The following is a 24,514-nucleotide window of genomic DNA, read 5'->3' on the forward strand; positions in this document are numbered from 1 at the left end:
ATAATGGCTAAAGAATTACGTTTTGGTGACGACGCGCGTTTACAAATGCTCGCAGGTGTTAATGCATTAGCTGATGCAGTGCAAGTAACTATGGGCCCACGTGGTCGTAATGTTGTATTAGAAAAAGCTTATGGAGCCCCAACTGTAACTAAAGACGGTGTATCTGTTGCTAAAGAAATCGAATTTGACCAACGCTTCATGAACATGGGCGCGCAAATGGTTAAAGAAGTTGCATCTAAAACTTCTGATACTGCTGGAGACGGTACTACTACAGCTACTGTATTGGCTCGTGCGATTGTGGTTGAAGGTTATAAAGCAATTGCTGCTGGCATGAATCCTATGGATCTGAAGCGCGGAATTGACAAAGCAGTTGCTGCAATCACTAAGAAATTGCAAGCAATGTCTAAGCCTTGCAAAGACAATAAAGCAATTGCTCAAGTAGGTACTATTTCTGCTAACTCTGATGAGGCAATTGGCGCTATTATTGCTAGTGCAATGGATAAAGTAGGTAAAGAAGGCGTTATCACTGTTGAAGACGGTAACAGTCTTGAAAATGAATTATCTGTTGTTGAAGGAATGCAGTTTGATCGTGGTTATATTTCTCCATACTTCATCAACAATCAACAAAACATGACTTGTGAGCTTGAGCATCCATTCATTCTGTTGGTTGACAAGAAAATCTCCAGTATCCGTGACATGTTGTCTGTATTGGAAGGTGTTGCAAAATCAGGCCGTCCATTGTTGATCATTGCAGAAGATGTTGAAGGTGAAGCTTTAGCAACTCTGGTTGTTAACAACATGCGTGGTATTGTTAAAGTATGTGCCGTTAAAGCTCCTGGTTTTGGTGATCGTCGTAAAGCAATGTTGCAAGACATCGCAATTTTGACCAGTGGTGAAGTAATCTCTGAAGAAATTGGTAAGAGCTTAGAAGCTGCTACTTTAGAAGATTTAGGTACTGCAAAACGCGTCGTAGTAACCAAAGAAAATACTACGATTATTGATGGCGAAGGTAAAGCTGCTGATATCAATGCACGTATCGCTCAAATTCGTGCTCAAATCGAAGAAACTACTTCTGATTATGATCGTGAGAAATTACAAGAGCGTGTTGCTAAACTTTCTGGCGGTGTTGCGGTCATCAAAGTTGGTGCTGCTACTGAAGTAGAAATGAAAGAGAAAAAAGCTCGTGTTGAAGATGCATTGCACGCTACTCGCGCTGCTGTTGAAGAAGGTATCGTAGCCGGTGGTGGTGTTGCTTTAATCCGTGCACAAAAAGCTCTGGACTCTTTAAAAGGCGACAATGACGATCAAAACATGGGTATCAACATTCTACGTCGTGCTATTGAAGCGCCAATGCGTCAGATCGTATCAAACGCTGGTTATGAAGCTTCAGTAATTGTAAACAAAGTTTCTGAAAACAAAGACAACTATGGGTTCAATGCTGCGACTGGTGATTTTGGTGACATGGTTGACATGGGTATTTTGGATCCAACTAAAGTAACTCGTATGGCATTACAAAATGCTGCTTCTGTAGCAAGTTTAATGCTGACTACTGAGTGTATGGTTGCTGATTTACCAAAGAAAGAAGAAGCTGCTGGTGATATGGGTGGCATGGGCGGAATGGGCGGTATGGGAGGCATGGGCGGCATGATGTAAGCCTCTCTCCATTTCCATTCCTTTAAAAACCCGCCTTTATGGCGGGTTTTTTATTGAAAATAATGGAATTTTTGCTGTGTATCATCCAAAATGATGTTGAATAATAAAGTCAGGAGTCATGATGGGAGCAATGATTAAAAAGTTGGAAGTTGTTTTAGCAGATACATATGCTTTGTATCTTAAAACACAAAATTATCACTGGCATGTTAAGGGAATGCAGTTTAAAAGTTTGCATGAATTATTTGAAATGCAATATAAAGCATTGGCAGATGCTGTTGATGAAATTGCAGAGCGAATTTTAATTATGGGGCATAAGGCGCCGGCTACTTTTACGGCATTGAATCAATTAAAAACAATCAAAGATGGTGACTCAAATATTGATGCGAATCATATGGTGAGTGAACTGGCTCAAGATCATGGGGTTTTGGTTAAAGATTTAAACACAGCGGTTAAACTCGCACAGGAGCATGGTGATGAAGGGACGATTGCTTTGCTCAGCGAACGTATTGCAGCTCATGAAAAAGCACGCTGGATGTTAAATGCGTCTATTGGCTAAAATAATTTATAGTTATTCGTAGCCTGGGGGAAGCAAAGCGAAACCCAGGTTATATTCACGGTTTCACTCATTTTATCAAAGCTATATCTGTTATTTGTTCATTATCGTTTTCGTTTCGGCGCCTTTTTTTATGACAATGATGCTGATACGCCTGTTTTCAGGACTGTAGGGATCTTGTTGATTAAGAGGCTCAGTTGATGAAAAACCGGCTACACGCACGACTCTATCGGGATTCAAACCTGCCTTAACCAAAGCACGACGGGCAGCATTGGCTCTTTGAGCCGATAGTTCCCAGTTGGTGTATTCTAATTCATCCGGATTATGGTATGGATGTGCATCGGTGTGCCCTTCAATAGTAATTTTATTGGGGACGTTCTTAAGTAATTTTGCGATTTGGGTAAAGATCTGATCCATGCCCGGATTAAGTTTGTCTGAACCCACATCAAACATAGGTTTATTTTGATTGTCGATTAACTGAATACGCAACCCATTATTTACTACTTCCATAATTAATTGATTTTTTAAACCAGCAAGAGAAGGATCTTCTTTAATACTTAAATTAATCTTTGATTTCAACTCTTCAAGTTTTTGGGTTTCATTTTCAGTTGACTGAATTACTTGAATGTCTTGGGCTTTTTTATTCGGAGCAGATGGGTGATCTGTTGTTGAAACTTGACCATTCGTGTCTTTTACTTTAGGTCCACCTCCCTTAAGATTAATTTGCTGGTTACCCACATTTTCACCTCCAAAAAAAGTGATTTTCATTGGTTGTTTAAAATATTCGGCAATACCGTCTTTTTGAGCTTTATTCAGTGAGGCAATCAACCACATTAACAAAAAAAATGCCATCATTGCTGTTACAAAATCAGCAAAAGCAATTTTCCACGATCCACCGTGATGCTTGTGCTGATTTTTTTTTATTTTTCGAATTATAGGTGTTGAACCAGATTTTCCTTTATTGCTGTTATCATTCATTCTATAACCTCATTAGCCTGGAGTAGGTTCCGCAGAAGAACTCTCTCCTGAATCGGATGAGGATGCTGCTGGCTTGAAATTTTTAATTTCTTCATTGAGCTGGGTAAAGGAGGGACGTTGTGCGGAAAACAATACTTTACGTCCGAATTCCACTGCAATAATAGGTGGATTATTGTGTAAACTCGCCAATATTGTCGCTTTTATGCACTGTAGCATCAATTGCTCCTGATTGGCATGATGCTCCATTGCTGAAGCTACAGGACCAATAAATCCATAACCGATTAAAATCCCCAAAAACGTACCTACAAGAGCATGTGCAATGAGAACTCCTAATTCTGGCGGCGGCAAATTGATCGATTCCATGGTATGTACTACACCAAGAACTGCCGCAACGATACCAAAGGCGGGCATGGCATCAGCAAGTTTTGTTAAAGCATTAGCAGGAATCATTTCTTCCTCATGATGCGATTCAATTTCCATATCGATTAAGGCCTCCAGCTGAAAAGGTTGGAGATTTGAAGTAATGATTAATCTTAAGTAATCACAAATGAACTCAATAATATGATGGTTTTTCATTATTGAAGGATAAGCATTGAAAATAGCGCTTTCTTGAGGTGCTTCAATATCCCTTTCCAGAGACATAAGTCCTTGTTGGCGTGCCTTATTCAGCAGAGTGTATAATAGGCCTAACAGATTACTGGAAGTTTCCTTAACGGATTTTTCCCCACGAAAAACCTTGGGTAGTGCTTTTAACAATGATTTTAACACTGTAGCGCTATTCCCTACAATTAGTGAGCCTATGGCTGCTCCTGCAATAATAAGCAATTCAATCGGTTGAAAGACCGCAGCAAGATGACCTCCACCCAAAGCGAATCCTCCAAAAACACAGAGTAGTATGACGATATAACCAATTAGAATTAACATTTTTATTTGAACTCCAAATTCCCTTTAAATTCTTGCAAATTCTTTATTTAAGATAATCGTGGACAACACGACCATAAGGCAAGGTGAGATCTGTCAATAAATGTACACCATTTACGATGCGTTTTACGGGGAGATTTGCTACAGGAGCCAATGCATGATGTGCTAATTGCAATTGAGCTGGTCCTTGCCAAGCCCCTTTGATAACCACATTTTCAAGATAATATTCAACAAGCTCACAAATTCGAACACTACCATCAACATGAGGGATGATTTTAAGTAAATAATTTGGCGTAGCGAGTGATTCTGCTACTTTTTTTACATCCAGCGCTTCATATTTATAACCCATAGTTGCTGTAGCGATCCGACAAGGGCCATATTCGAGAGTGCCCAACAACGTTTCATGTACGACTTCCAGTTTGGGTTGTGCCAGCTTTTTGGGAAAGCCCCAAATTTCTCGACCACCAGCTATAGGAGGAAGATCATCTAAAAACATAGCATGGGTGTAATTTCCTATTTTACCTTTATAACGTACCGGGATGACTTGACCTGATTCTGTATAATCTCCAAATCCCGTTGAATCAGGCATGCGAATGAATTCAAACTTGACTAGAGGTTCTACTACTTCTAACGGTTCAGGAACCACTTCACGAAGCAGATCTATATCAGTTTCATAGGTAATAATTAAAAATTCCCTGTTGATGAAACGGTAAGGGCCACGAGGATAAGATGGACTGATGAGTGGCATGGCAAATGCTCGTTGAATTACATCCGCTTCATTCATTTTCAGACTCCTCCTTTAGATGTTTATTTGACGCCATATCATATACGGCAATACCCGTTGTATCTGGCATTTTTTTGTTCCAAGGTGATTTTTTGATGGCTTTTCTCCCATCAATGTAGCCGTGTTTTATGCGTTCCAAGATGCTTTTGTTTGAAAATTCATAATCTTTTGAAGAAAACTCAGTCTCATCATGTTCGTATAAAAAGCGAACTAAAGAAATTGTAGATTGATGCCCACGTGCCATACACAGTTGAAGTTCTGGATTTTCCTTTTCTTCTTCAGGAATATAACGCGAAAGAATATGAATGGTATTTTTTAAAGCATGAATTTGCTGATACGTTTGTACTGCTTTGGAAAAGCGGCTGGAATACTCTATGTCTTTTTTTCGTTTCAGTACGGCATCTAATGAAGTGGGATAGAGGCCATAAGAGTCAAATAAATGAATTGAGAAACACAATAAATTATGGGGGCATTGATTTGCAGATAATATATAAGTTACCGGGGAATTACTGGAAATTCCACCATCCCAATAATATTCACCTTCAATTTCAACAGCTGGAAAACCAGGAGGTAATGCGCCGCTGGCCATGATATGCTCAGGCCCAATTTTTGTATTTTGTGAATCAAAGTACACCATTTCACCAGTGCAAATTTCAACGGCACCAATGCTTATGCGTGTCTCTTGAGCGTTATTGAGTCGATCAAAATCAATAAATTGTTCTAGAGTCGACTTTAAGTTTTTGGTGTCGTAAAAACTCAAGGTATCAGGCGTGTCATAATATCCCATAAGCAGCGGTGGAAAACGAGGTGTAAAAAAACCTGGCTGGCCAAAAAGTAGTGCGGTTTGGGCGGATAGAATATGTTCAATTCTACGGCTTGCATCATCATTTGGAAGGAGTTTGCTCTCGATAAAAGAAGGAGTGGCTATGGTCTCCCAAAATTGATACATTTTTTCAACCCGTACCTTGGGTGGATTACCTGCTGCAATTGCCGCGTTAATCGCGCCGATTGAGGTGCCGGCAAACCAGTTTGGGTTATAACCAGCCTCATCCAAAGCATGCAAAATTCCCACCTGGTAAGCGCCTAAAGCGCCTCCACCTTGAAAACAACAAGCAACATGATGATGGGGCATTGTAGTCTTACTTTTTTTTGTTCGAGCCATAGGCCTTACTCCATGAACCATCCATGACTAACAATTAGCGACTGACCTGTCAGAGCATTTGATTCAAAAGAAGCAAAAAATAATGCAGTTTGTGCTACGTCATCGGTGGTAGTGAATTCTCCATCCACTGTATCTTTCAGCATTACATTTTTAATGACTTGTTCTTCTGTAATTCCTAATTCTTTAGCTTGTTCAGGAATTTGTTTGTCGACTAGCGGGGTACGTACAAATCCTGGGCAAATCACGTTAGCTCTTACGTTATGGGCGGCTCCTTCTTTGGCTACCACCTTACACAAGCCAATTAAACCATGCTTTGCTGTCACGTACGGTGCTTTCAGTTTAGACGCTTCTTTAGAATGGACTGAACCCATATAGATAATGCTTCCTCCCTTACCAGAAGCATACATATGTCTTAGTGCAGCTCGAGTTGTTAAAAATGCTCCATCCAATTGAATTGATATTAATTTTTTCCAATCAGAAAATGACAGTTGCTCTACAGGGCTGATAATTTGAATTCCTGCGTTGCTGACCATAACGTCAAGGCCGCCAAAGTATTTAGCAACATCATCCACGCCTTTATCAACCTGATTTTCATCGGTGACATTCATGGCAACGGCCATGGCTTCTCCACCTTTAGACTTTATTTCTTCAGCTGCAAGATTTGCTTGATCTAGATTAAGGTCTGCAATGGCAACTTTGGCTCCTGCTTTTGCATAGACTAAGGCGATTTCTTTACCTATGCCACTGGCGGCACCGGTAATTAGTGCTACTTTGTTTTTTAAGCGCATGATTACAATCCTTGTATAAGTATTATTTTGATTTAACGATCAACTATTTAGGCTTAATCTAAAATTCTTTTACAAAGTATAGCAATGGAAATTTGATATTGCCTTATATTCCTAAGATTTTTGTTATCATTTAGAAAATTATAAAAACAAATCCTTTTTTAATAGGTGGCCTCTTAACCTCATTTTGGAGGTTAAGAGGGAATTTTACTTGTATTAGTAGTAATATGGACGATAGTAATGATGATAGTAATAAGCGCGACGATCCTGTTCTTGGCCGATTGCATTTCCTACTAGTGCTCCAGCTCCTGCGCCAATTACAGTTCCAACTGCACTGCCTCCAGATACAGCATAGCCTATACCTGCTCCGGCAGCACCGCCAGCGGCAGTACCTACTTGAGTATTGGTGCATCCCCCAAGCATAAAAGCTGATAAACCAATAAAAAATAAGGGAGCGATAATTTTTTTCATAGTGTAACTCCTTTTATAGTGTTCAGGATTTTTGTATTGATAGAGCACAATTCAGTACAAAAAATCCTAGTTGCATCATCTTCACTATGATTCTAGTACAAAAATAACATTTTATGTAAAATAAGTGAGCATAAATTGTATTGCATACTATTTTTTAAATATCTAATTTTACTCTGACCCACATTTTCCAGTAGTATTAGTAGTATGAAGAATAATAAAAAACAGAGGACTTTATGTTTAAAGGAAGCATTGTCGCTTTATTAACACCCATGAAGAATGATCAGGTGGATGTCCCACGTTTGCGAGAATTGGTCGAGTTTCATATTGAAATGGGGAGCCATGGTCTTGTCGCAGCCGGTACTACCGGAGAATCAGGTACTTTATCACATGAGGAAAAACTACTAGTCATTAAAACAGTAGTTGATCAAGCCAAAGAACGAATTCCTGTTATTGCAGGCACTGGCATGAATGCAACCCGGGATTGTATTCAACTCACCCTTGAAGCTATGGAGTGTGGTGCTCATGCTGCGTTGATTATGACCCCTGCCTATATCAGACCGACTCAAGAAGGGCTATATTTACATTATAGCCAGATAGCAGAAGCGGTTGCTATGCCGATTATTCTGTATAATGTACCAACGAGAACTGCTTGTGATATGTTGCCTGAAACAGTAGCCAAGCTTGCAAAGATTTCCAATATTGTGGGAATAAAGGATGCTACAGGACAGATGACTCGCTTACAGCAAATTTTGCGTCTTTCAGAAGGCAGTATCGATGTGTATAGTGGAGATGATTTTACTGCTGCATCTTGGATGTTGGCTGGAGCGAAGGGAAATATTTCAGCAGCGGCTAATGTGGTTGCCAAATTAATGGCTAAATTATGTGACTCGGCTTTAGATGGTGATCATGCAGCATGTTTACGTTTAAACGAACAATTAATGCCTTTATATGAATTATTGTTTGTTGAAACGAACCCGATTGCAATAAAATGGGCAGCAAATAGAATGGGGCTAATGGAGAATGAATTAAGATTGCCATTAACCCGTTTATCAAAAGAACATCATGAGCCATTGGAAAAGATGATGAAGAATTTGGAGTTGATTTAAGTGAAAAAGTTGTTTTTTTTAATTTTTGTAACACTTGTGCTCTGTGGTTGTAGTCGTTATGCCAGTAATGGTGAACATCTTTACTTGAGTAGTCGTAATGGCCCCCCATTGGAAGTTCCACCGCCATTATCGAAAGCAAACATTAGTAGTTTTTATGATTTGCCTCAACAGAACCAGGATGCGCGTGTAAGTATCGCACCACCTGTATCATAAGGGGTTTATTATGACACCATCAGAATCAGCTGAGTTACTTATTGTACAGGAGTTATCGCAGCGTATTGTGGAAGCGCAGCGTAAAATCAGGATTCTTGATAGTATTAAATGGGATGAATCAATAAAAAAGGAATTTTTTAAACATAAAGGCAAAAAGCTTCCAGTTGTTGATAAAGAATATTACGATAAGAAGCCTATACCTTTCGATGTTCATGATAAACAAGAAGAATTCCGGATTATTTTGCGTGATACCCAGAATCAACTTGGACAGTATTCTACTTTAACTCGTTTAATACGCCGTCAGTGCGAAGAATACAGTCGGGCTACGCAAATGCTTGCCAAACGAGGTACCCCTGCATTTTCCGAGTTGGCAATGGAATTATATGGAAGTCCAAACGATGTATTCTATGCAGGTGGGCCACGAATGTCAGAGATGGGCACTTTGCTCTTTGATGTGTTAACAGGGCTTAGTGTCCAATTACAATCTGAAGCCGATGTAAAACGTTACACGCCCCAGCAGGCTCAAGAAATTTTGCAAGCGCGTTTAGGTCAATTTTTTGATAAACATCCTGGCAAGGTAACTGTGATGGTCAGTGATGATATGATTGCGGATGCTTCTGCAGGAGCAGATAGCATTAAATTGAGCCAGCAAGCAATGTTTAGTGATCGCGATCTTCGTTATCTTGAAGTACATGAAGGTTGGGTTCACGTTGGAACAACCTTAAATGGCTCCATGCAGCCCAATTGTTTTTTTCTTTCCAAAGGCTCGCCATCCAGCAGCGTCATTCAGGAAGGTTTGGCGGTGATTACGGAGATTGTAACTTTTTCTTCATATCCTAGCCGCATGTTAAAGATTACCAATCGCGTAATTGCTTTGGATATGGTGACACAAGGGGCAGATTTTCTCGATATTTATAATTATTTTATGGATTGTGGTCTAAGCGAAGAAGACAGCTACAATCAATCAGTACGTGTCTTTAGAGGAAGTACGCCTACAGGTGGTCCTTTCACCAAAGATTTGTCTTATGCCAAGGGCTTTGTATTGATTTACAATTACATCCGTTTTGCGATTAGCCGCAAGCATGTGGAGTCCATACCTTTATTATTTACCGGGAAATTAGTGCTTGACGATTTGCCTTTACTTACTGAACTTAAGGAGCGTGGAATTTTAACCAATCCTGTTTATCTTCCCCCCCCATTTCAAGATTTGGCAGCGTTAAGTGCGTGGATGAGTTTTTCTTTGTATTTGAATCAATTTGATTTAAATGAGATCCAAAAGAATTTCCGCTTTTTGATCGTTTAAAACATCCCCTAGCCTTGACGCGCAGCGGACCCCGGAAATGAATGTGACTCCGGGGCTACCGCTCCGCTTTCACCCATAGCAAAACCCGAGGATGAATATATGGAGAGTCTGGGTTACGGACTTTGCTTTCACCCAGGACTAAGACATTTAAAATTAAGCTTTACATGCTAAAGCTTCAACAAGCTCAACAGGTTCTTCTCTTAACCGTTGATGTGTAAAGAAGCGAGCGTGGTTATAACTTAAATTAGGTTTCTCTTGCTCTTTTATTGTTTTTGAAAGTTCAGGGTATTCATCCAAAAGCAATCGAGCTTGTTCTTTGATGTATGAATCATTAGATTTATTAATCATATTGAAATAATAGGTCGCTGTTTGTAAATCATTGGCATCATTTGAGTTCCCCAATATTTGCACCATAACCAGCATGGCATTAGTGCATTTCAAATTCGCGGCCTGGCGCATGGTTTGTTTGTACTCAGAAGATGTTGGTGGATAAATATGGGCTAAATGGTATAAAGCCATAGGATTATCTCGAGCTAAAACGATCATTTTAGGTAAATGTTGGAGCACAGCTTGTTGTAAAACATGATCGTTAGGTGAGCTGTGTAATTGATTTACCAGCGCAGCAAACTCATTACTTGAAGTGGCCATATCCTACCCCCTAACATTGACTACATTCCCTTGTAGGATAAAAGGTTAAGGTTAAGGCAAGATTAACGGAGGGAGGCTTTACGATTTTTTTACGTTTTCAAATGCTGCCCAGCCTATATGGAATAACATATGAGCCAAAATCGCTGCAATAAGCCCATGTTGCCAAAATAAATATCCAAAAAGTAATGATTGACAAAGGCTAAGTGTGATCAGCGAGTAAATGAAACGTCGGTTTGAAGTACAACCGGCAGCAAGGTACGCAGGAAGTTGGCTTATTGCTAATACCAATCCACTAATAAGCATTGAAATCCAGATGATCAAGTTAGGAAATTGCTTTGTAAAGAGTAATGCGAAAAAGGTTGCAAGGTTCATTAACCCCCATCGCCCAATAATTTCTTCTGCTACCCCGCCATAAAGAACACAGCCATCAACACCAAGGGCTGTGCGTAGATGAGTCATGACTTTCATGTTGTTCTTATCGATGATGCGTGCGATGAGACCATAATAGAGAACTAAAAAAAACATTAGTCCAAAAAAGGCATACAAAACAGTAGGTAGTAAAATAGGAAGTAATACACTTATTCCTGCTGTACCCTGTAACAGTGCCTCAAGTTTTGTATCATGTAATCCCGTCGCAGGAGATAACACGGCGCCTGCAAAACTTAGGATAAAGATCATGAATAAGGTTTGCAAAATGGCAAACCGACTCATCCTTTTTTTTAGTTCTTCGGAGTTATCAGGCAATAAAAAATAAATCAATCGTTTGATTGCAATGACTACCCCAGGGATGGATAAGCAGAACAAAACAGTGATTACAGGCCAATTGATTGTCATTTTTTATCCTTAAATAGCACTGCATAGAAAAATCCATCCATATCTTGTTCTCCCGGTAAAATTTGTTGACCATGTCCAGTAGCGTGGCCCCATGCCCTAGGTTCTTTAATTATCGTACAGTCTGGATGGGTTGCAACAAAATTTGCGATTTGCTGCTCATTTTCAGCGGACATCACCGAACAGGTGGCATAAAGCAGTAACCCACCTTTTGCGAGTAAGGGCCATAAGCAATTCAACATGTTATGTTGGATTTTAGTTATGGTAACGATTTCCTCGTCGTTCCGTAACAGCTTAATGTCCGAGTGGCGTCGAATGACGCCTGTTGCAGAACAAGGGGCATCTAATAAAATACGATCAAAGAGTTGGCCATCCCACCACGTGGCAGGGGTTAATGCATCACCTTCTACTAAATTGGCATGCAATTGAAGGCGATCTAAGTTTTCTTGAACGCGTTTCAATCGTTTCGGATCAACGTCCAGAGCAATACATACAGACAGGTTTGGTTCCTTTTCTAGAATATGACAGGTTTTTCCTCCAGGAGCACAGCAGGCATCGAGAACACGTAACCCAGGTTTTAAAGACAGTAAAGAAGCTGCTAATTGCGCTGCACCGTCTTGCACAGAAACTCGACCCTCTGCAAATCCGGGAAGTTGGCGTACATCGCAAGGTTTGGTTAGAGTAATCCCTTCAGCTGCAATAAGATGAGGTTTAGCGGCAAAGCCTGCTTCATTTAAAATCTGTAAGTATTCAGTAACAGAATTTTTTTGCACATTAACACGTAATGTCATGGGCGGATGCATATCGTTTGCTTGGGCGATTGCTTGCCAGTTATCAGGCCAATCTGTTTGCAAGCGTTCCAGTAACCATTGGGGCTGACCATGAATAAATCGGGGATCCTTGCTCAGGCGGTCCAGAATTTCATTTTGCTGGCGGCAGAAATTGCGCAAAACAGCATTAACCAACCCCTTTGCCCATGGTTTTTTGATTTTTTCAAGTAAGGATACCGTTTCTTTTACTACAGCATAATCAGGTACCTGCATGTAGTGCAATTGATAAAGGCCAATGAGTAATGCAATCCAAATTTCCAGTTCTTTTGGTCTTTTTTGAAGCAAACATTCTGCTAAGGCTTGTAAACGAAAATAATGACGGCAAAAGCCAAAGCAAATCTCTTTAGTCATTGGTGTAGCTTCGGCTGTTGCAGGCATAAGCTGGGATAAGGATGATTTATCAGTCAATAACTGGGTTAAAATTTTTAAGGCGTGCAGTCGTTCATTCTTGTTCATTAAAACACAAATCCTGCATGTACTTGTGCTTTAGATGAATTTAACCAATCGGCAATGGAGATCACTTTGGCACCTGGAAGTTGGATTCGTTCTACAAGCAAACTTTGGTCTCCTGTAGCAATCAACATGCCTTTTTTATCGATACTAATGACTGTGCCTGGCGCTTGTGAAAATGATTGGTCTACGACTTTAGCTTGATGAATGCGCAAAGTTTCCTCTCCGAGGGTTGTATAGGCGATTGGCCAAGGATTGAACGCGCGGATTTTTCGATCAATTTCTGCTGCGGAGTGTTGCCAATTGATGCACGCATCTTCTTTGTTAATTTTGCTGGCATAAGTGGCTAATTCATTATTTTGGATTTCGGGTTTTGCGGCTTGAGCAGCTAATTCATCCAGGGTTTGCAATAAAGGTTGCGCAGAGATCTGTGCCAGCTTGTCATGTAACGTTTGCGCGGTTTCTGATGCAGTTATAGGGCAGGCAACTTTATGAAGCATCGCGCCTGTATCCATACCTGCATCCATTTGCATAATCGTTACTCCAGATTCTGTATCGCCATGCAGTAGAACTGACTGGATAGGGGAGGCACCACGCCAGCGAGGCAACAAGGAGGCATGCACATTAATACAGCCTAAGCGAGGGATTTCAAGCACTGCTTTAGGTAAAATTAATCCATAAGCAATAACAACCATGACGTCTGGCTTTAATGCGGCAAGCTCTGCAATTGCCTCAGGATTCTTGAAATTCACCGGTTGATAGACTGGAATTTTCTGGTTTAAAGCCCATTCTTTCACTGCAGAAGCTTGTAATTTTCTACCACGTCCAGCAGGACGGTCAGGTTGCGTATAGATTGCTTTAATATGATGTTTTGAATGCAATAATGCCTCAAGACAAGGCAAGCCAAATTCTGGAGTTCCAGCAAAAACGATATTCAATGTGCTCATGGTAACTACCTGTTTCGATCAAGGATCGTCTTTAGAGGACGTATCTTAATGAATAATCTTATGGAAAATACAAGACTTATTTACGTGCATGTTGACGCTTGAATTTATCTAATTTTTTTCGTGCCATAGCTTTTTTCAATGGGGAAAGTAGGTCAATGAACAGTTTGCCATTCATATGATCAATTTCATGTTGCAAACATTCAGCGAGCAGGCCTTCTGCTTTAATCTCAAAAGGGTTTCCGTTTCTATCTAAAGCTTTTACAGTAACCTTTTCTGCGCGAATAACTGTATCATAAGCACCTGGGACAGAAAGACATCCCTCTTCAAATTTTTGTTCGCCTTCAGAAGTAATGATTTCTGGATTGATGATAACCAATTGATTCTGCTTATCTCCCGTAATATCAATCACAGACAAACGCAAACTCACACCAATTTGAGGTGCTGCCAGTCCGACACCACGTGCGTCATACATCGTTTCAAACATATCGTCGATTAACGTTTGCAATTTATCATCAAAATGCATAACCGGTTTTGCAACATCTCTTAATCGAGAGTCAGGTAAATATAGAATCGTATGAATAGCCATTGTTTATCTGGTTCTGTGTACAAATATCATGTTAATATTATCCTTCATATATTGTAAGGCTGCAAGATATTCCAACAAAGGATTGACTCTAATGAGATTTATTCTCTTTATATTCTTTTTTTCCCTCGCTAATTTAAACTATGCTCTAAGCTTAAAAAAAGATGCTCCGGCACGTTATGTTGTTCAACCGGGTGATAGTTTATGGACCATAGCCAATCGTTACCTAAATAATCCTTGGGAGTGGAAGGAACTCTGGCATGCCAACCCTGAGATAAAAAATCCCAATCGTTTATACCCTGGTGCAGTGCTCGTTTTAAGTTATTCTAAAACCAAACCTTACCTTAAGGTATTATCAAATGGCACAATTAAATTATCACCCAATGTTCGGCCCTTACCTTTAGATGAGCCCATTCCTGCGATACCTTTAAGCGATATTAAGCCTTTTTTAAATGAATCCTTGATATTGGATCAGGATGTGGTCAGTCGAGCACCTTACATTGTTGCGTTAGTAGGAGAGCACATGATGGGTGGTCAAGGGGATGAGGCCTATGTTCAAGGATTGCATCCATCTCGAGAAATACCTCCGGGGAGCATTCCTGCTTATTCCATTTTCAGAGGGGGGAAAGATTATGTGGATCCAAAAACTAAAGAGCTCTTGGGATATCGAGCTGATCTGGTAGGTTATGCAGAGTTGATTGCGGGCGGTGAGCCAGCAACTATTTTATTAACCAGCATTAATGAAGGTATTCGAGTTCACGATAGTGTTCTGATTAATAATAGCCCTGAATTTAATTTGTTCTTTGAGCCTAAAGCTCCTCTATTTCTCGTAAGAGGATATATCATTGATATGCCTAATGGGATGCCTAACGGGAATGTCGAGGAAGCTGCTGGTGGTGTGGCGGTGATTAGTTTGGGTGCCCGTGATGGATTGGAAGCTGGGGATGTTCTGGGTATCTATAGAGAGTCAGGCACCGTTAATGACCCTAAAAATCCTCTCATGCCTATTTTATTACCGCCTGAGCGTATTGGCGAGCTTATGGTATTTCGGGTATTTAGCAAAACCAGTTTCGCCTTGATTGTTCGTTCAACACGCGCAGTTTATTTATTAAATTATGTGGCTAATCCATGAGTAATTTACCTTATTATCTTGCATTAAACCGAATGGAACGAGTTGGACCGCGCACTGTAGCCAAACTACAAAAGCGTTGGCCTGATTTGCAGCACATGTTCCAGCTTTCAGCAATGGAACTCGAGCAAGCGGGCTTACCGCAGGCCCTGGCGCATACTATCGCTCACTTCGATATGAATGTGATTCAAGAAGATTTAAGTTGGTTGGCGGCAGCAGACGATCATCATCTACTTACTTGGGACTCCTCTGAATACCCTCCTTTATTGAAGGAAATTATGGATCCCCCCATTGTTTTGTATGCAAAAGGCCAGCTTGCTTGTTTAAATCAACCCAAATTAGCTGTGGTAGGTAGTCGTAATCCGACTGTAACTGGAAGTGAAAACGCACGGCAATTTGCAAAGGAGATCGCTTCACATGGCGTGACTATTGTGAGTGGTTTGGCTTTAGGTATTGATGCCCAAGCCCATCAAGGTTGTTTGGAGGCAGGGGGACAAACAATTGCGGTGCTGGGTACAGGAGTCGATCGCATTTATCCTCATCGGCATCGCTCATTGTCGCACGAAATTGCTCAAAATGGCCTATTAATGAGCGAATTCCCCTTGAAAAGCCCTCCTATCTCTGGACATTTCCCCCGGAGAAATCGTATAATAAGTGGTTTATCATTGTGCATTTTGGTTGTTGAGTCAGCAATCAAGAGTGGTTCGTTAATCACAGCGCGAATGGCTTTGGAACAAAACCGAGATGTTTTAGCGATTCCAGGCTCCATTCATAATCCTCTGGCTCGAGGGTGTCATTACCTGTTGCAGCAAGGAGCCAAATTAGTTACTTCAGTTGCCGATGTTCTTGAAGAGTTACGGATTGATTCGGAACAGCAAACAACTGATAAAGCTATTTTACCTCTTGCCAGCGGGAATAAAAACCTAGTAAAGTTCATTGGCTTTGAAATGACTACAGTGGATCAGATCATTTTACGTAGCGGATGCACCGTTGAGCAAGTCACTAGTGAGCTTGCAGAATTAGAATTAAATGGGGCTGTTGTATCTGTGCCCGGTGGCTATATGAGGTGTTAGTATATGAAAGATAACTTATTTGAGATGTTATTGAGTTTATTTGAACAAAGTCTTACCCAGCTGCAAGAAAGCCATAAAACCGCTGATCAGGATGCATCGGAACAACTAAATGAGGATGAAAACTTAGCTTCTGAAGAACAAGTTTTACATTTGAAATTACAACAACATACATCAACACGAGTCTTTACGTATGATGAGCAAATGAAACTGACTAAGGCCAGTTATCAATTTCTCATGCGTATGAAATTATGGAAAGTTCTTAATCCAGAATCATTTGAAATGATTATGAATCAATTGCAATTTTCTGAATCTCGTATCGTAACTCTTCAAGAGACCAAATGGACTATAAGAAATGCATTATCGAGTTCTTTGAATGAAGAACAATTGGCTTTTCTTGATTTAGTTCTTTATCAATCAGAAGATGAATTGACAATTCATTAAAAGATCGTCTATTACCTATATTACTAGAAGTTGGTGATATTTCATTTTCAGCACCATTATACCGTGTTTGCTCTTAAGCACGGGTATTTTTGATGCTTAGGGATGAAGTGAAAAGGATAAGGTTAACGTTATATGAGTAAACATTTGGTGATTGTAGAATCACCCGCTAAAGCGAAGACAATTCAAAAATATTTGGGTGGTGATTATGAGGTTGTGGCCTCTTATGGACATGTGCGTGATTTGCCAGCACGCAAGGGCTCCGTTAATCCCGAAAATCATTTTGCCATGACGTATGTTCCTATTGAAAAGAACTCACGTCATATCGAAACGATTGCCAAAATGCTCAAAAAGTCAGATTCCTTATTGCTCGCAACGGACCCTGATCGAGAAGGCGAAGCCATTTCCTGGCATATTTATGAATTAATGAAAGAAAAAAATCTAACAAAAGATAAGCCCATTCACCGGATTTTTTTCAATGAAATTACTAAATCAGCAATTCAGGATGCAATAAATAACCCACGTTCTATTTCGATGGATTTAGTCAATGCACAACAGGCGCGGCGCGCGTTGGATTATTTGGTGGGATTTAATTTATCTCCCCTGTTATGGAAAAAAGTGCGAAGAGGACTTTCTGCAGGACGAGTGCAAAGTCCAGCATTGCGACTTATTGTGGAGCGAGAAGAGGAAATCGAACGTTTTATTCCTCAAGAATATTGGAAGATTTTAGCTGAATGTATTCATACAAAGGTGTCCTTTGAAGCGCGTTTGACGCATTACAAAAATGAAAAATTACAGCAATTTACGGTAACCAAGGAAGAGCAGGCCCAACAAATCAAAGAGGATTTGGTTCGAGAAGCCCTCGGCTATTTACTCGTTACTCAAATCGAGAAAAAACAACGCAAGCGTAAACCATCACCTCCGTTTATTACATCGACTTTGCAACAAGAGGCTGCACGAAAATTAGGTTTTACCGCGCGAAAGTCGATGATGGTTGCACAACAATTATATGAAGGAATAGATATTGGAACGGGGACTGTCGGTCTTATCTCTTATATGCGTACCGATTCGGTGAATTTATCGGCGGAAGCAATAGAGGAAACACGGCAGTTTATTACGGAACGTTATGGTGCCGATAATTGTCCTGCAAGTCCAAGAGTTTACAAAACCAAATCCAAAAATGCTCAAGAAGCACATGAGGCGATTCGCCCCACATCGATTAAACGTACACCGGAAATGGTGCAATCGGCATTAACTGCTGATCAATACAAACTGTACAGTTTAATCTGGAAACGTACCGTAGCCTGCCAAATGGCTGATGCGATATTGGATACGGTTGCTGTAGATTTAAGCTGCGGTGAAGGCAATATGTTCCGCGCGAATGGTTCTACAATTACCTTCCCAGGATTCCTCTCGGTGTATGAAGAAGGTCGTGATGATACCAAAGATGATGAAAATGAAGGTTCATTATTACCTGCATTGAATGTCGGTGAAAAAGTCAAAGTACAGGACATATTAGCCAATCAACACTTCACAGAGCCGCCACCAAGATACTCGGAAGCAACTTTGGTTAAGGCACTGGAAGAATATGATATTGGACGACCGTCAACTTATGCATCCATTATTCACACATTGCAACAACGCGAATATGTTATTGTTGATAAGAAAAGATTCTTTCCAACGGATGTTGGTCGGATAGTAAACCGCTTTTTGACGGGTTATTTTACGCGGTACGTAGATTATAAATTTACTGCAGAACTTGAAGATACGCTTGATGCTATTGCGCGGGGTGAAAAAGAATGGATTCCGGTCTTAGAAGAATTTTGGCAGCCATTTGTGCAACAAATTACAACTACGGATCAACAAGTACAGCGTAAAGATGTAACCTCTGAAGTTTTAGATGAACAGTGTCCGAAATGTGGAAAACCGTTGTCAATAAGACTAGGTAAACGTGGGCGTTTCATTGGTTGTACTGGCTATCCAGAGTGTGATTACACCCAAGATATAGCAGGTCAGGATAATGAAAAAAATGAACCTGAAGTTGTCGAAGGAAGAGTATGTCCAGTATGTTCCAGTTCATTACATATAAAAACGGGACGTTATGGCCGTTTTATTGGCTGCAGTAATTATCCTCAATGTAAGCACATGGAACCTATAGAAAAACCAGCTGATACAGGCGTGGAATGTCCCAAGTGCCACGAAGCAAAAATCCTACAGCGCAAATCAAGAAAAGGGAAAATTTTCTATTCCTGTGGTAATTATCCTAAATGCGATTATGCGTTGTGGAATGAACCGATTAACCATCCATGCCCAAACTGCAGTTGGCCAATTTTGACTGTGAAAGAAAGCAAAAAATTCGGTCGACAAATCCTATGCCCACAGGATGGATGTGGTTATTCTACCAAGGAAGAACTAGAGGCAATGAAATAAGATACATTAAGCCTGGGTACAGTGTTTGCTGCACCCAGGTATCAATGTTTTGATCAATAAAAATCAATAGTTGTCGTAGTCACATCTAAAGGACCTACAGGATAAGAATAAACCGATACGGGTTCAACAACTGGTGCAACAGCGGGTGTAACAACACGCGTAACAGCGACAGGTCTGTATGAAACTACAGGTCTATATCTAATCACGGGTTTGTAGGTAACTGCTGATGTATATGCGATTGCCGGAGTATATACCGGTGTATATGCGGTGGTACAGCAACATCCTGCCATCAAAACAATACTTCCTAACAAAATTATCCATTTCATTATGTAGCCCCCTTTAATGGATGCCTACAAAAAGTGTAGATTATTTAGTCATAAATCACAAGAATTGAGCTATCTGGTTTTTTGGGGCGTTATTAAGATGCTGGATCTTTCTACAAAAGGGAGAGGGCCTGGTGGGAGGGAACTTATACCCATTGAATACAAACTCATTCTTCCTGTTCATTTTGAATCAGTATATACTCATCATCATCTTCTTCTTAGAAATAACTCAAACAGGATGTAGTGATGTTAGACAGGACCATTGTAGTTGATGAGCAATTTTTAAAGCGAGTACAACAAGCAGATTTTCCAAAACCTAATAGTACAATGAGTCCGGAAACGGCGGAATTGGATAAGAAAACTGCTATAGAGCTCTTTGATTCGCAAATCAAGTCACGTCTTCTTGATTTGATTGCCAGGCAGCTTAAGGAAAAGGGTTTATCATTTTATACTATAGGCAGCAGTGGACACGAAGGTAATGCAGTTTGGGGACAAGTATTTCGTCCCGATGACATGGCCTTTTTGCATTATCGGAGCGGGGCTTTTTATTTACAGCGTGCCAAGAAATTACAAGCTACTGACGGAGTGAGGGACATTTTACTTTCTTTAGTTGCCGCAGCAACTGATCCCATTTCAGGAGGACGCCATAAAGTTTTTGGAAGCGTTCCGCTAAATATCCCGCCACAAACCTCGACTATTGCATCACATTTACCTAAGGCTTTGGGCGCTGCATTATCGATTACGCGAGCCAAAGAATTAAATATTCACAGCAATCTAAATCCAGACTCCATCATTATCTGTTCCTTTGGTGATGCATCAACAAATCATGCTTCAGCGCAAGCTACCTTGAATGCATGTTCATGGATTGCCCAACAAAATTATCCTGTACCGATCGTGTTTATTTGTGAAGATAATGGAATAGGAATTTCAGTACCCACACCATCACAGTGGATTGAGCGTTCTGTCAGTGCTCGACCAGGTTTGCATTATATTGCATGTGATGGCTTGAATATTGCTGATGCTTATGCGAGTGCACAAGAAGCAGAATACTTGGCGCGTGTAAAAAAACAGCCTGTTTTTTTACACATGCGGTGTGTGCGTTTATTAGGTCATGCCGGTTCTGATATTGAATCACAATATTGTACACAAGCTGAAATTGAAGCCAGGGAAGCTCAAGATCCTTTATTGCATACTGCTGGTCTTTTATATCGTGAAGGCTGGATGAGTATTCAAGACATACTGAGTCTTTATCGAGATAATAAAGATTTAATTGAAGCCAAAGCAGTGGATGTGATAAGACAGCCTAAGCTCTCCAGTGCTGAAGCTATAATGTCTTCATTGATTCCCAGTGTACCGAAGAAACAACCATTCCCTTTGCCAAGTGAAGAGAAGCGTGCAGAAGTATTTGCCAATGCATTTTCACAATTAACTCAAAAGCGAAATTTATGTCAGCAGATTAATTTTGCATTGACTGATTTAATGCTGCAATATCCTAATATGTTGGTATTTGGAGAAGACGTAGGCAAGAAGGGTGGGGTGTATCGAGTGACGGCTGATTTACAGGCGCGTTTTGGACAACGCCGAGTATTTGATACGATTTTAGATGAAACCACAATTTTAGGAACTGCAATTGGCATGGCGCACAACGGATTTATTCCCGTGCCAGAAATTCAGTTTTTGGCTTATTTGCATAATGCAGAAGACCAACTTCGTGGTGAGGCCTCCACTTTATCCTTCTTTTCCAGTGGCCAATATCAAAATCCTATGGTTTTGCGGATTGCTTCATTAGCTTATCAGAAAGGATTTGGTGGTCATTTCCATAATGATAATTCTATTGCTGTATTACGTGATTTGCCTGGAGTGATTGTCGCATGTCCTTCAAATGGTCCAGATGCAGCAAAAATGTTGCGTACATGTATGCGTCTGGCTTATGAAGAGGGACGGGTAGTTGTCTTTTTAGAGCCGATTGCTTTATATATGACCAAAGATTTACATGAGCCTGGTGATAATGGATGGCTATTTAATTATCCAGAACCAGATGCTCTGATTCCGCCGGGAGAGGTAGGTGTTTTTGGAGAAGGACCAACCGTTATCTTAACCTATGCCAATGGTTATTATTTATCACGGCAAGCGGCTAAGGTATTGCAAGAAGAACACAATATTCCTGTGAAAATAGTGGATTTACGTTGGCTTAGTCCCTTACCGGCCGAAGCAATTTTGAAAGAAATAGCCAAAGCAAAACAGGTATTAATTGTCGATGAAGGCAGACAAAGTGGTTCAGTAAGCGAAGGCTTGATGACCTTGCTATTAGAAGAAGCCTCATCCAGGTTGAAAATCAAACGCATTACCGGTAAAGATTGCTTTATTCCTTTGGGTAATGCTTGGCAGTATTTGTTACCCAGTAAAGAAAGTATTATTGAAGCGGTTATTGCGTTACAGTCTGATAAAAGGGAGAAGGAAAGTGGACGACTTGTTGTTTCTTGATGAACAGTTGAATGGCGATGAACGCATGATACGTGATAGTGTCGCGCGTTTTGTCTCCAATGATGTAATGCCTTTGATGGCTGAGTCTTTTGAAAATGCTCAATTTCCACGAGAGCTTATTAGAAAATCTGCAGAACTGGGATTGTTGGGTTTGACCTTACCCGCGGAGTACGGTGGTGCCGAAGCATCTTATGTCTCTTACGGATTGGTTTGCCAGGAGTTAGAACGCGGCGATAGTGGATTACGTAGCTTTGTTTCGGTACAAAGTTCCTTATGCATGTTTCCTATTTTTCGTTTTGGTTCTGAAGAACAACGGGTGCGTTTTTTGCCAGGAATGGCTGCAGGTGAGATCATTGGCTGCTTTGGTTTGACTGAGCCTGATTTTGGTTCCGATCCGGCCGGTATGAGAACGACTGCAAAGAAAGTTAAAGGTGGATGGACTCTAAATGGTGCAAAAATGTGGATCACCAATGCACCAATTGCGGATATTGCTATTGTTTGGGCAAAAACAGATGAGGGTGTTCGTGGTTTTATTGTAGATACTAAATCAGAAGGATTAAAATGCCCTGAAATCAAGTTAAAGATGTCATTACGCGCATCGATTACCGGTGAATTGGTTTTTGATAACGTTTTTGTCCCCGATGAAAATTATCTTCCTGGCAGTGAGAAAGGTTTAGGCGCTCCTTTAAGTTGCTTAAGCCAGGCGCGATATGGTATTGCTTGGGGCGCCATGGGCGCTGCAATGGCCTGTTTTGATATTACTCGCGACTATCTGTTAGAGCGTAAACAATTTAACCAGCCTTTGGCATCGTTTCAGCTTATTCAAAAAGATCTGGCAGATATGTATACTGAAATTATTAAGGCACAATGTCTTAATTTACAGATAGGCCGAATAAAAGATAATCATCGTGAAAGTCCCGTGATGATTTCCCTGGCTAAAGGTAATGCATGTCGTGAAGCATTAAACATTGCGCGAAAATGCAGGAATTTATTGGGAGCAAATGGAATCAGCCTTGAATATCATGTGATTCGTCACATGCTTAACTTAGAATCAGTCTTTACGTACGAGGGTACGGATAACGTTCATACTCTGGTACTAGGAAAACATATTACTGGAATTAATGCTTTTGCTTAAACCAGGCACGAAAAGGTTAAGCACCAAGATCAATGACTTTAATGGCAACCCGGAAACTCAGCCCGGGTTGCCATTTGTTTCGCCCAGCACAAGTCATTGGCATCGGTAGAGTTTAACAGGGGTTCCTTCTTCAAAGTGGAACTTATTCTTCATGCAATGGGATTGTGTGAAGTAAAGCAGGTTTATTGGGCAACTTACAGGAGTATCTATGTTTAAAATGATTTTAAAAAGAGCGTTAGTATTAAGTTTACCTGTATTAAGTATGAATGTGCAGTCCGGGCCAAGCAAGGAGTTTTTAGCCAATCAGTGCTATGAGCTTTCACGAGTGGTGTTATCCTTGGCAGATAATCAGGAAAAAAAGATTTGCATTAATAAGCTTTATATGGCCTCCGTACAAATGAGCACCGCATCTTTTTTAATTATGGAAGACACTTCTGATGTAGCAAAAGAGATATTGAATAATGCAGTAGCAGCTCTGCAATATGCAGAATTACTAAGCTGCAAACAATACATTCAAATTGCACACTCTAAATTTGAGGCTCAGAAGATTAAAACATTATTGTAATAATTGATACTCTTCAAGTGCTTACAGAAGCCTTGAAGAGTTGTTAGGAGCTTTTAAGTGTATTCATATTTAAAAATTATTTTCTTAGTTCTCATTGTTTTTGTTGTTGGCGTTATGGCAGGAGTTCATTTTCATCCGTCAATTCATGAATACATGGAAAAAATTTGGAATAAATTCACGCAAGAGAAAGTAGCTGAGGAAGTTCATTTTTGTCCTCCACCTAATATTGTGCAAAAACATCAATATGATCCCGAAGCATTTCAAGTAGAAAAATTATACTGGCAGATGGAGTATCAGGGCTGGAAAGCCCCTGAGAATATAGGTTTTATGCAAGCACTTATTAATTCAAATAATAATTTAGTGTGTTATTACCAATGGCCAAGTCCAAAAGATAAAGGTACTTATTTATGGATGACCATACACTTATCTCCCTCGGTACATCAAAGTGTGAAGCCTTACGGTCCATACTGGTCAATTCAAAAGAAAGAAAAGCAAGCACGGTGTAATTCAGGAATAAATGCCTGTGGCATTATCCTTTTAGAAAGCACTCAATGAATCATTACCTCAAAAATAAATGCACTAGCAGTATCCTGGTGCAGCGCAGCTCAACCCGGGTTAAGAGGAGCAAAGATCTCGGATTCGACCGCGTTGCCCCAGGCAAAAAACAACTATCATCCAATAACCCCTTGTTATTTCTCCCAGACTTAGTTATCATTTGC

Annotated in this window: 25 protein-coding genes; 13 read left to right on the forward strand and 12 right to left on the reverse strand. The window is 40.4% G+C overall.

Translation table 11 applies throughout. The features are described from left to right. Window positions 1-3: 3 nt before the first annotated feature. Both groL and ELY20_RS12100 read left to right on the forward strand, forming a co-directional pair. Window positions 4-1,653, forward strand: coding sequence for a chaperonin GroEL (groL, locus tag ELY20_RS12095; RefSeq protein WP_110142808.1), 1,650 nt, complete (start codon window positions 4-6; stop codon window positions 1,651-1,653). Between the two features lie 121 nt (window positions 1,654-1,774). Then, a complete protein-coding gene (locus ELY20_RS12100) occupies window positions 1,775-2,209 on the forward strand; it encodes a Dps family protein (protein ID WP_110142807.1) in 435 nt (144 codons plus the stop codon). A 90-nt stretch (window positions 2,210-2,299) separates the two neighbouring features. On the opposite strand, the gene motB is transcribed toward ELY20_RS12100, so the two are convergent. The 6 genes from motB to ELY20_RS12130 all read right to left on the reverse strand — a co-directional run bounded on the left by motB (window position 2,300) and on the right by ELY20_RS12130 (window position 7,307). Continuing rightward, window positions 2,300-3,184, reverse strand: a complete 885-nt coding sequence (gene motB / locus ELY20_RS12105) for a flagellar motor protein MotB (RefSeq protein ID WP_110142806.1) — start codon at window positions 3,182-3,184, stop codon at window positions 2,300-2,302. Window positions 3,185-3,196: 12 nt separating this feature from the next. Beyond that, window positions 3,197-4,108, reverse strand: coding sequence for a flagellar motor stator protein MotA (gene motA, locus ELY20_RS12110; RefSeq protein ID WP_110142805.1), 912 nt, complete (start codon window positions 4,106-4,108; stop codon window positions 3,197-3,199). A 43-nt stretch (window positions 4,109-4,151) separates the two neighbouring features. Further along, entirely contained in the window at window positions 4,152-4,889 is a 738-nt protein-coding gene (locus tag ELY20_RS12115) for an acetoacetate decarboxylase (protein WP_110142804.1), read from the reverse strand. Next, window positions 4,882-6,051 (reverse strand): patatin-like phospholipase family protein, encoded by a 1,170-nt coding sequence (locus ELY20_RS12120; RefSeq protein ID WP_110142803.1) that lies wholly within the window; start codon window positions 6,049-6,051, stop codon window positions 4,882-4,884. Before ELY20_RS12120 ends, ELY20_RS12115 begins: the two co-directional genes overlap by 8 nt. A gap of 5 nt (window positions 6,052-6,056) precedes the next feature. Continuing rightward, window positions 6,057-6,839, reverse strand: a complete 783-nt coding sequence (locus ELY20_RS12125) for a 3-hydroxybutyrate dehydrogenase (protein WP_110142802.1) — start codon at window positions 6,837-6,839, stop codon at window positions 6,057-6,059. A gap of 213 nt (window positions 6,840-7,052) precedes the next feature. Then, window positions 7,053-7,307 (reverse strand): glycine zipper domain-containing protein, encoded by a 255-nt coding sequence (locus tag ELY20_RS12130; RefSeq protein WP_110142801.1) that lies wholly within the window; start codon window positions 7,305-7,307, stop codon window positions 7,053-7,055. Window positions 7,308-7,540: 233 nt separating this feature from the next. On the opposite strand from ELY20_RS12130, the gene dapA reads away from it, so the two are divergent. From dapA to ELY20_RS12145, 3 genes are read left to right on the forward strand one after another with little or no spacing between them, the layout of a single operon-like run. Then, the gene (gene dapA, locus ELY20_RS12135; RefSeq protein ID WP_110142800.1) at window positions 7,541-8,413 is read left to right on the forward strand and encodes a 4-hydroxy-tetrahydrodipicolinate synthase; all 873 of its coding nucleotides are present in this window, start codon (window positions 7,541-7,543) and stop codon (window positions 8,411-8,413) included. Then, on the forward strand, window positions 8,414-8,626 hold the full coding sequence (locus ELY20_RS12140) for a hypothetical protein (protein ID WP_110142799.1): 213 nt from the start codon (window positions 8,414-8,416) through the stop codon (window positions 8,624-8,626). 10 nt (window positions 8,627-8,636) lie between these two features. Continuing rightward, window positions 8,637-9,929, forward strand: coding sequence for a flavohemoglobin expression-modulating QEGLA motif protein (locus tag ELY20_RS12145; RefSeq protein WP_110142798.1), 1,293 nt, complete (start codon window positions 8,637-8,639; stop codon window positions 9,927-9,929). 153 nt (window positions 9,930-10,082) lie between these two features. Here ELY20_RS12145 and ELY20_RS12150 read toward each other — a convergent pair whose 3' ends face one another. The 5 genes from ELY20_RS12150 to def all read right to left on the reverse strand — a co-directional run bounded on the left by ELY20_RS12150 (window position 10,083) and on the right by def (window position 14,221). After that, window positions 10,083-10,577, reverse strand: coding sequence for a hypothetical protein (locus tag ELY20_RS12150; RefSeq protein WP_110142797.1), 495 nt, complete (start codon window positions 10,575-10,577; stop codon window positions 10,083-10,085). A gap of 78 nt (window positions 10,578-10,655) precedes the next feature. Next, the gene (locus ELY20_RS12155) at window positions 10,656-11,411 is read right to left on the reverse strand and encodes a CPBP family intramembrane metalloprotease (RefSeq protein WP_110142796.1); all 756 of its coding nucleotides are present in this window, start codon (window positions 11,409-11,411) and stop codon (window positions 10,656-10,658) included. Beyond that, entirely contained in the window at window positions 11,408-12,694 is a 1,287-nt protein-coding gene (gene rsmB, locus ELY20_RS12160) for a 16S rRNA (cytosine(967)-C(5))-methyltransferase RsmB (protein ID WP_110142795.1), read from the reverse strand. Before rsmB ends, ELY20_RS12155 begins: the two co-directional genes overlap by 4 nt. Further along, window positions 12,694-13,635: a methionyl-tRNA formyltransferase gene (gene fmt, locus ELY20_RS12165; protein ID WP_110142794.1), complete on the reverse strand. Its 942-nt coding sequence runs from the start codon at window positions 13,633-13,635 to the stop codon at window positions 12,694-12,696. The genes rsmB and fmt overlap by 1 nt, the downstream gene beginning before the upstream one ends. Before the next feature lie 76 nt (window positions 13,636-13,711). Next, window positions 13,712-14,221, reverse strand: coding sequence for a peptide deformylase (gene def / locus ELY20_RS12170; RefSeq protein ID WP_110142793.1), 510 nt, complete (start codon window positions 14,219-14,221; stop codon window positions 13,712-13,714). 91 nt (window positions 14,222-14,312) lie between these two features. On the opposite strand from def, the gene ELY20_RS12175 reads away from it, so the two are divergent. The 4 genes from ELY20_RS12175 (at window position 14,313) to topA (ending at window position 19,288) form a co-directional block, all read left to right on the forward strand. Beyond that, complete coding sequence (locus tag ELY20_RS12175) at window positions 14,313-15,350, forward strand: LysM peptidoglycan-binding domain-containing protein (protein WP_110142792.1); 1,038 nt, start codon at window positions 14,313-14,315, stop codon at window positions 15,348-15,350. Then, window positions 15,347-16,420 (forward strand): DNA-processing protein DprA, encoded by a 1,074-nt coding sequence (dprA, locus tag ELY20_RS12180; RefSeq protein WP_110142791.1) that lies wholly within the window; start codon window positions 15,347-15,349, stop codon window positions 16,418-16,420. Before ELY20_RS12175 ends, dprA begins: the two co-directional genes overlap by 4 nt. Before the next feature lie 3 nt (window positions 16,421-16,423). Then, a complete protein-coding gene (locus ELY20_RS12185) occupies window positions 16,424-16,861 on the forward strand; it encodes a DUF494 family protein (RefSeq protein ID WP_165831602.1) in 438 nt (145 codons plus the stop codon). Between the two features lie 132 nt (window positions 16,862-16,993). Continuing rightward, on the forward strand, window positions 16,994-19,288 hold the full coding sequence (gene topA, locus ELY20_RS12190; protein WP_110142790.1) for a type I DNA topoisomerase: 2,295 nt from the start codon (window positions 16,994-16,996) through the stop codon (window positions 19,286-19,288). A gap of 53 nt (window positions 19,289-19,341) precedes the next feature. Here the strand turns inward: topA and ELY20_RS12195 are convergent, their stop codons facing one another. Then, window positions 19,342-19,614 (reverse strand): hypothetical protein, encoded by a 273-nt coding sequence (locus ELY20_RS12195; RefSeq protein ID WP_110142789.1) that lies wholly within the window; start codon window positions 19,612-19,614, stop codon window positions 19,342-19,344. 243 nt (window positions 19,615-19,857) lie between these two features. Here ELY20_RS12195 and ELY20_RS12200 point away from each other — a divergent pair, with 243 nt between their 5' ends. The 4 genes from ELY20_RS12200 (at window position 19,858) to ELY20_RS12215 (ending at window position 24,350) form a co-directional block, all read left to right on the forward strand. Then, complete coding sequence (locus tag ELY20_RS12200; protein ID WP_110142787.1) at window positions 19,858-22,095, forward strand: dehydrogenase E1 component subunit alpha/beta; 2,238 nt, start codon at window positions 19,858-19,860, stop codon at window positions 22,093-22,095. Further along, window positions 22,073-23,230, forward strand: a complete 1,158-nt coding sequence (locus ELY20_RS12205) for an acyl-CoA dehydrogenase family protein (protein ID WP_110142786.1) — start codon at window positions 22,073-22,075, stop codon at window positions 23,228-23,230. Before ELY20_RS12200 ends, ELY20_RS12205 begins: the two co-directional genes overlap by 23 nt. A gap of 208 nt (window positions 23,231-23,438) precedes the next feature. After that, window positions 23,439-23,795, forward strand: coding sequence for a hypothetical protein (locus ELY20_RS12210; RefSeq protein ID WP_110142785.1), 357 nt, complete (start codon window positions 23,439-23,441; stop codon window positions 23,793-23,795). A 57-nt stretch (window positions 23,796-23,852) separates the two neighbouring features. Further along, entirely contained in the window at window positions 23,853-24,350 is a 498-nt protein-coding gene (locus ELY20_RS12215; RefSeq protein ID WP_110142784.1) for a hypothetical protein, read from the forward strand. The last annotated feature ends 164 nt before the right edge of the window (window positions 24,351-24,514 follow it).

It is taken from the genome of Legionella qingyii (assembly GCF_003990155.1).
GTDB classification, from domain to species: domain Bacteria; phylum Pseudomonadota; class Gammaproteobacteria; order Legionellales; family Legionellaceae; genus Legionella; species Legionella qingyii.

What these genes read in the sequence shown, in the direction of transcription:
- dprA (WP_110142791.1), top strand. Translation starts at nt 15,347, where the DNA reads ATGAGTAATTTACCTTATTATCTTGCATTAAACCGAATGGAACGAGTT.
- ELY20_RS12210 (WP_110142785.1), top strand. Translation starts at nt 23,439, where the DNA reads ATGTTTAAAATGATTTTAAAAAGAGCGTTAGTATTAAGTTTACCTGTA.
- ELY20_RS12120 (WP_110142803.1), bottom strand. Translation starts at nt 6,051, where the DNA reads ATGGCTCGAACAAAAAAAAGTAAGACTACAATGCCCCATCATCATGTT.
- ELY20_RS12155 (WP_110142796.1), bottom strand. Translation starts at nt 11,411, where the DNA reads ATGACAATCAATTGGCCTGTAATCACTGTTTTGTTCTGCTTATCCATC.
- motA (WP_110142805.1), bottom strand. Translation starts at nt 4,108, where the DNA reads ATGTTAATTCTAATTGGTTATATCGTCATACTACTCTGTGTTTTTGGA.
- ELY20_RS12145 (WP_110142798.1), top strand. Translation starts at nt 8,637, where the DNA reads ATGACACCATCAGAATCAGCTGAGTTACTTATTGTACAGGAGTTATCG.
- groL (WP_110142808.1), top strand. Translation starts at nt 4, where the DNA reads ATGGCTAAAGAATTACGTTTTGGTGACGACGCGCGTTTACAAATGCTC.
- ELY20_RS12150 (WP_110142797.1), bottom strand. Translation starts at nt 10,577, where the DNA reads ATGGCCACTTCAAGTAATGAGTTTGCTGCGCTGGTAAATCAATTACAC.
- ELY20_RS12200 (WP_110142787.1), top strand. Translation starts at nt 19,858, where the DNA reads ATGTTAGACAGGACCATTGTAGTTGATGAGCAATTTTTAAAGCGAGTA.
- motB (WP_110142806.1), bottom strand. Translation starts at nt 3,184, where the DNA reads ATGAATGATAACAGCAATAAAGGAAAATCTGGTTCAACACCTATAATT.
- ELY20_RS12125 (WP_110142802.1), bottom strand. Translation starts at nt 6,839, where the DNA reads ATGCGCTTAAAAAACAAAGTAGCACTAATTACCGGTGCCGCCAGTGGC.
- rsmB (WP_110142795.1), bottom strand. Translation starts at nt 12,694, where the DNA reads ATGAACAAGAATGAACGACTGCACGCCTTAAAAATTTTAACCCAGTTA.
- ELY20_RS12100 (WP_110142807.1), top strand. Translation starts at nt 1,775, where the DNA reads ATGGGAGCAATGATTAAAAAGTTGGAAGTTGTTTTAGCAGATACATAT.
- dapA (WP_110142800.1), top strand. Translation starts at nt 7,541, where the DNA reads ATGTTTAAAGGAAGCATTGTCGCTTTATTAACACCCATGAAGAATGAT.
- ELY20_RS12130 (WP_110142801.1), bottom strand. Translation starts at nt 7,307, where the DNA reads ATGAAAAAAATTATCGCTCCCTTATTTTTTATTGGTTTATCAGCTTTT.
- ELY20_RS12195 (WP_110142789.1), bottom strand. Translation starts at nt 19,614, where the DNA reads ATGAAATGGATAATTTTGTTAGGAAGTATTGTTTTGATGGCAGGATGT.
- topA (WP_110142790.1), top strand. Translation starts at nt 16,994, where the DNA reads ATGAGTAAACATTTGGTGATTGTAGAATCACCCGCTAAAGCGAAGACA.
- fmt (WP_110142794.1), bottom strand. Translation starts at nt 13,635, where the DNA reads ATGAGCACATTGAATATCGTTTTTGCTGGAACTCCAGAATTTGGCTTG.
- def (WP_110142793.1), bottom strand. Translation starts at nt 14,221, where the DNA reads ATGGCTATTCATACGATTCTATATTTACCTGACTCTCGATTAAGAGAT.
- ELY20_RS12115 (WP_110142804.1), bottom strand. Translation starts at nt 4,889, where the DNA reads ATGAATGAAGCGGATGTAATTCAACGAGCATTTGCCATGCCACTCATC.
- ELY20_RS12185 (WP_165831602.1), top strand. Translation starts at nt 16,424, where the DNA reads ATGAAAGATAACTTATTTGAGATGTTATTGAGTTTATTTGAACAAAGT.
- ELY20_RS12175 (WP_110142792.1), top strand. Translation starts at nt 14,313, where the DNA reads ATGAGATTTATTCTCTTTATATTCTTTTTTTCCCTCGCTAATTTAAAC.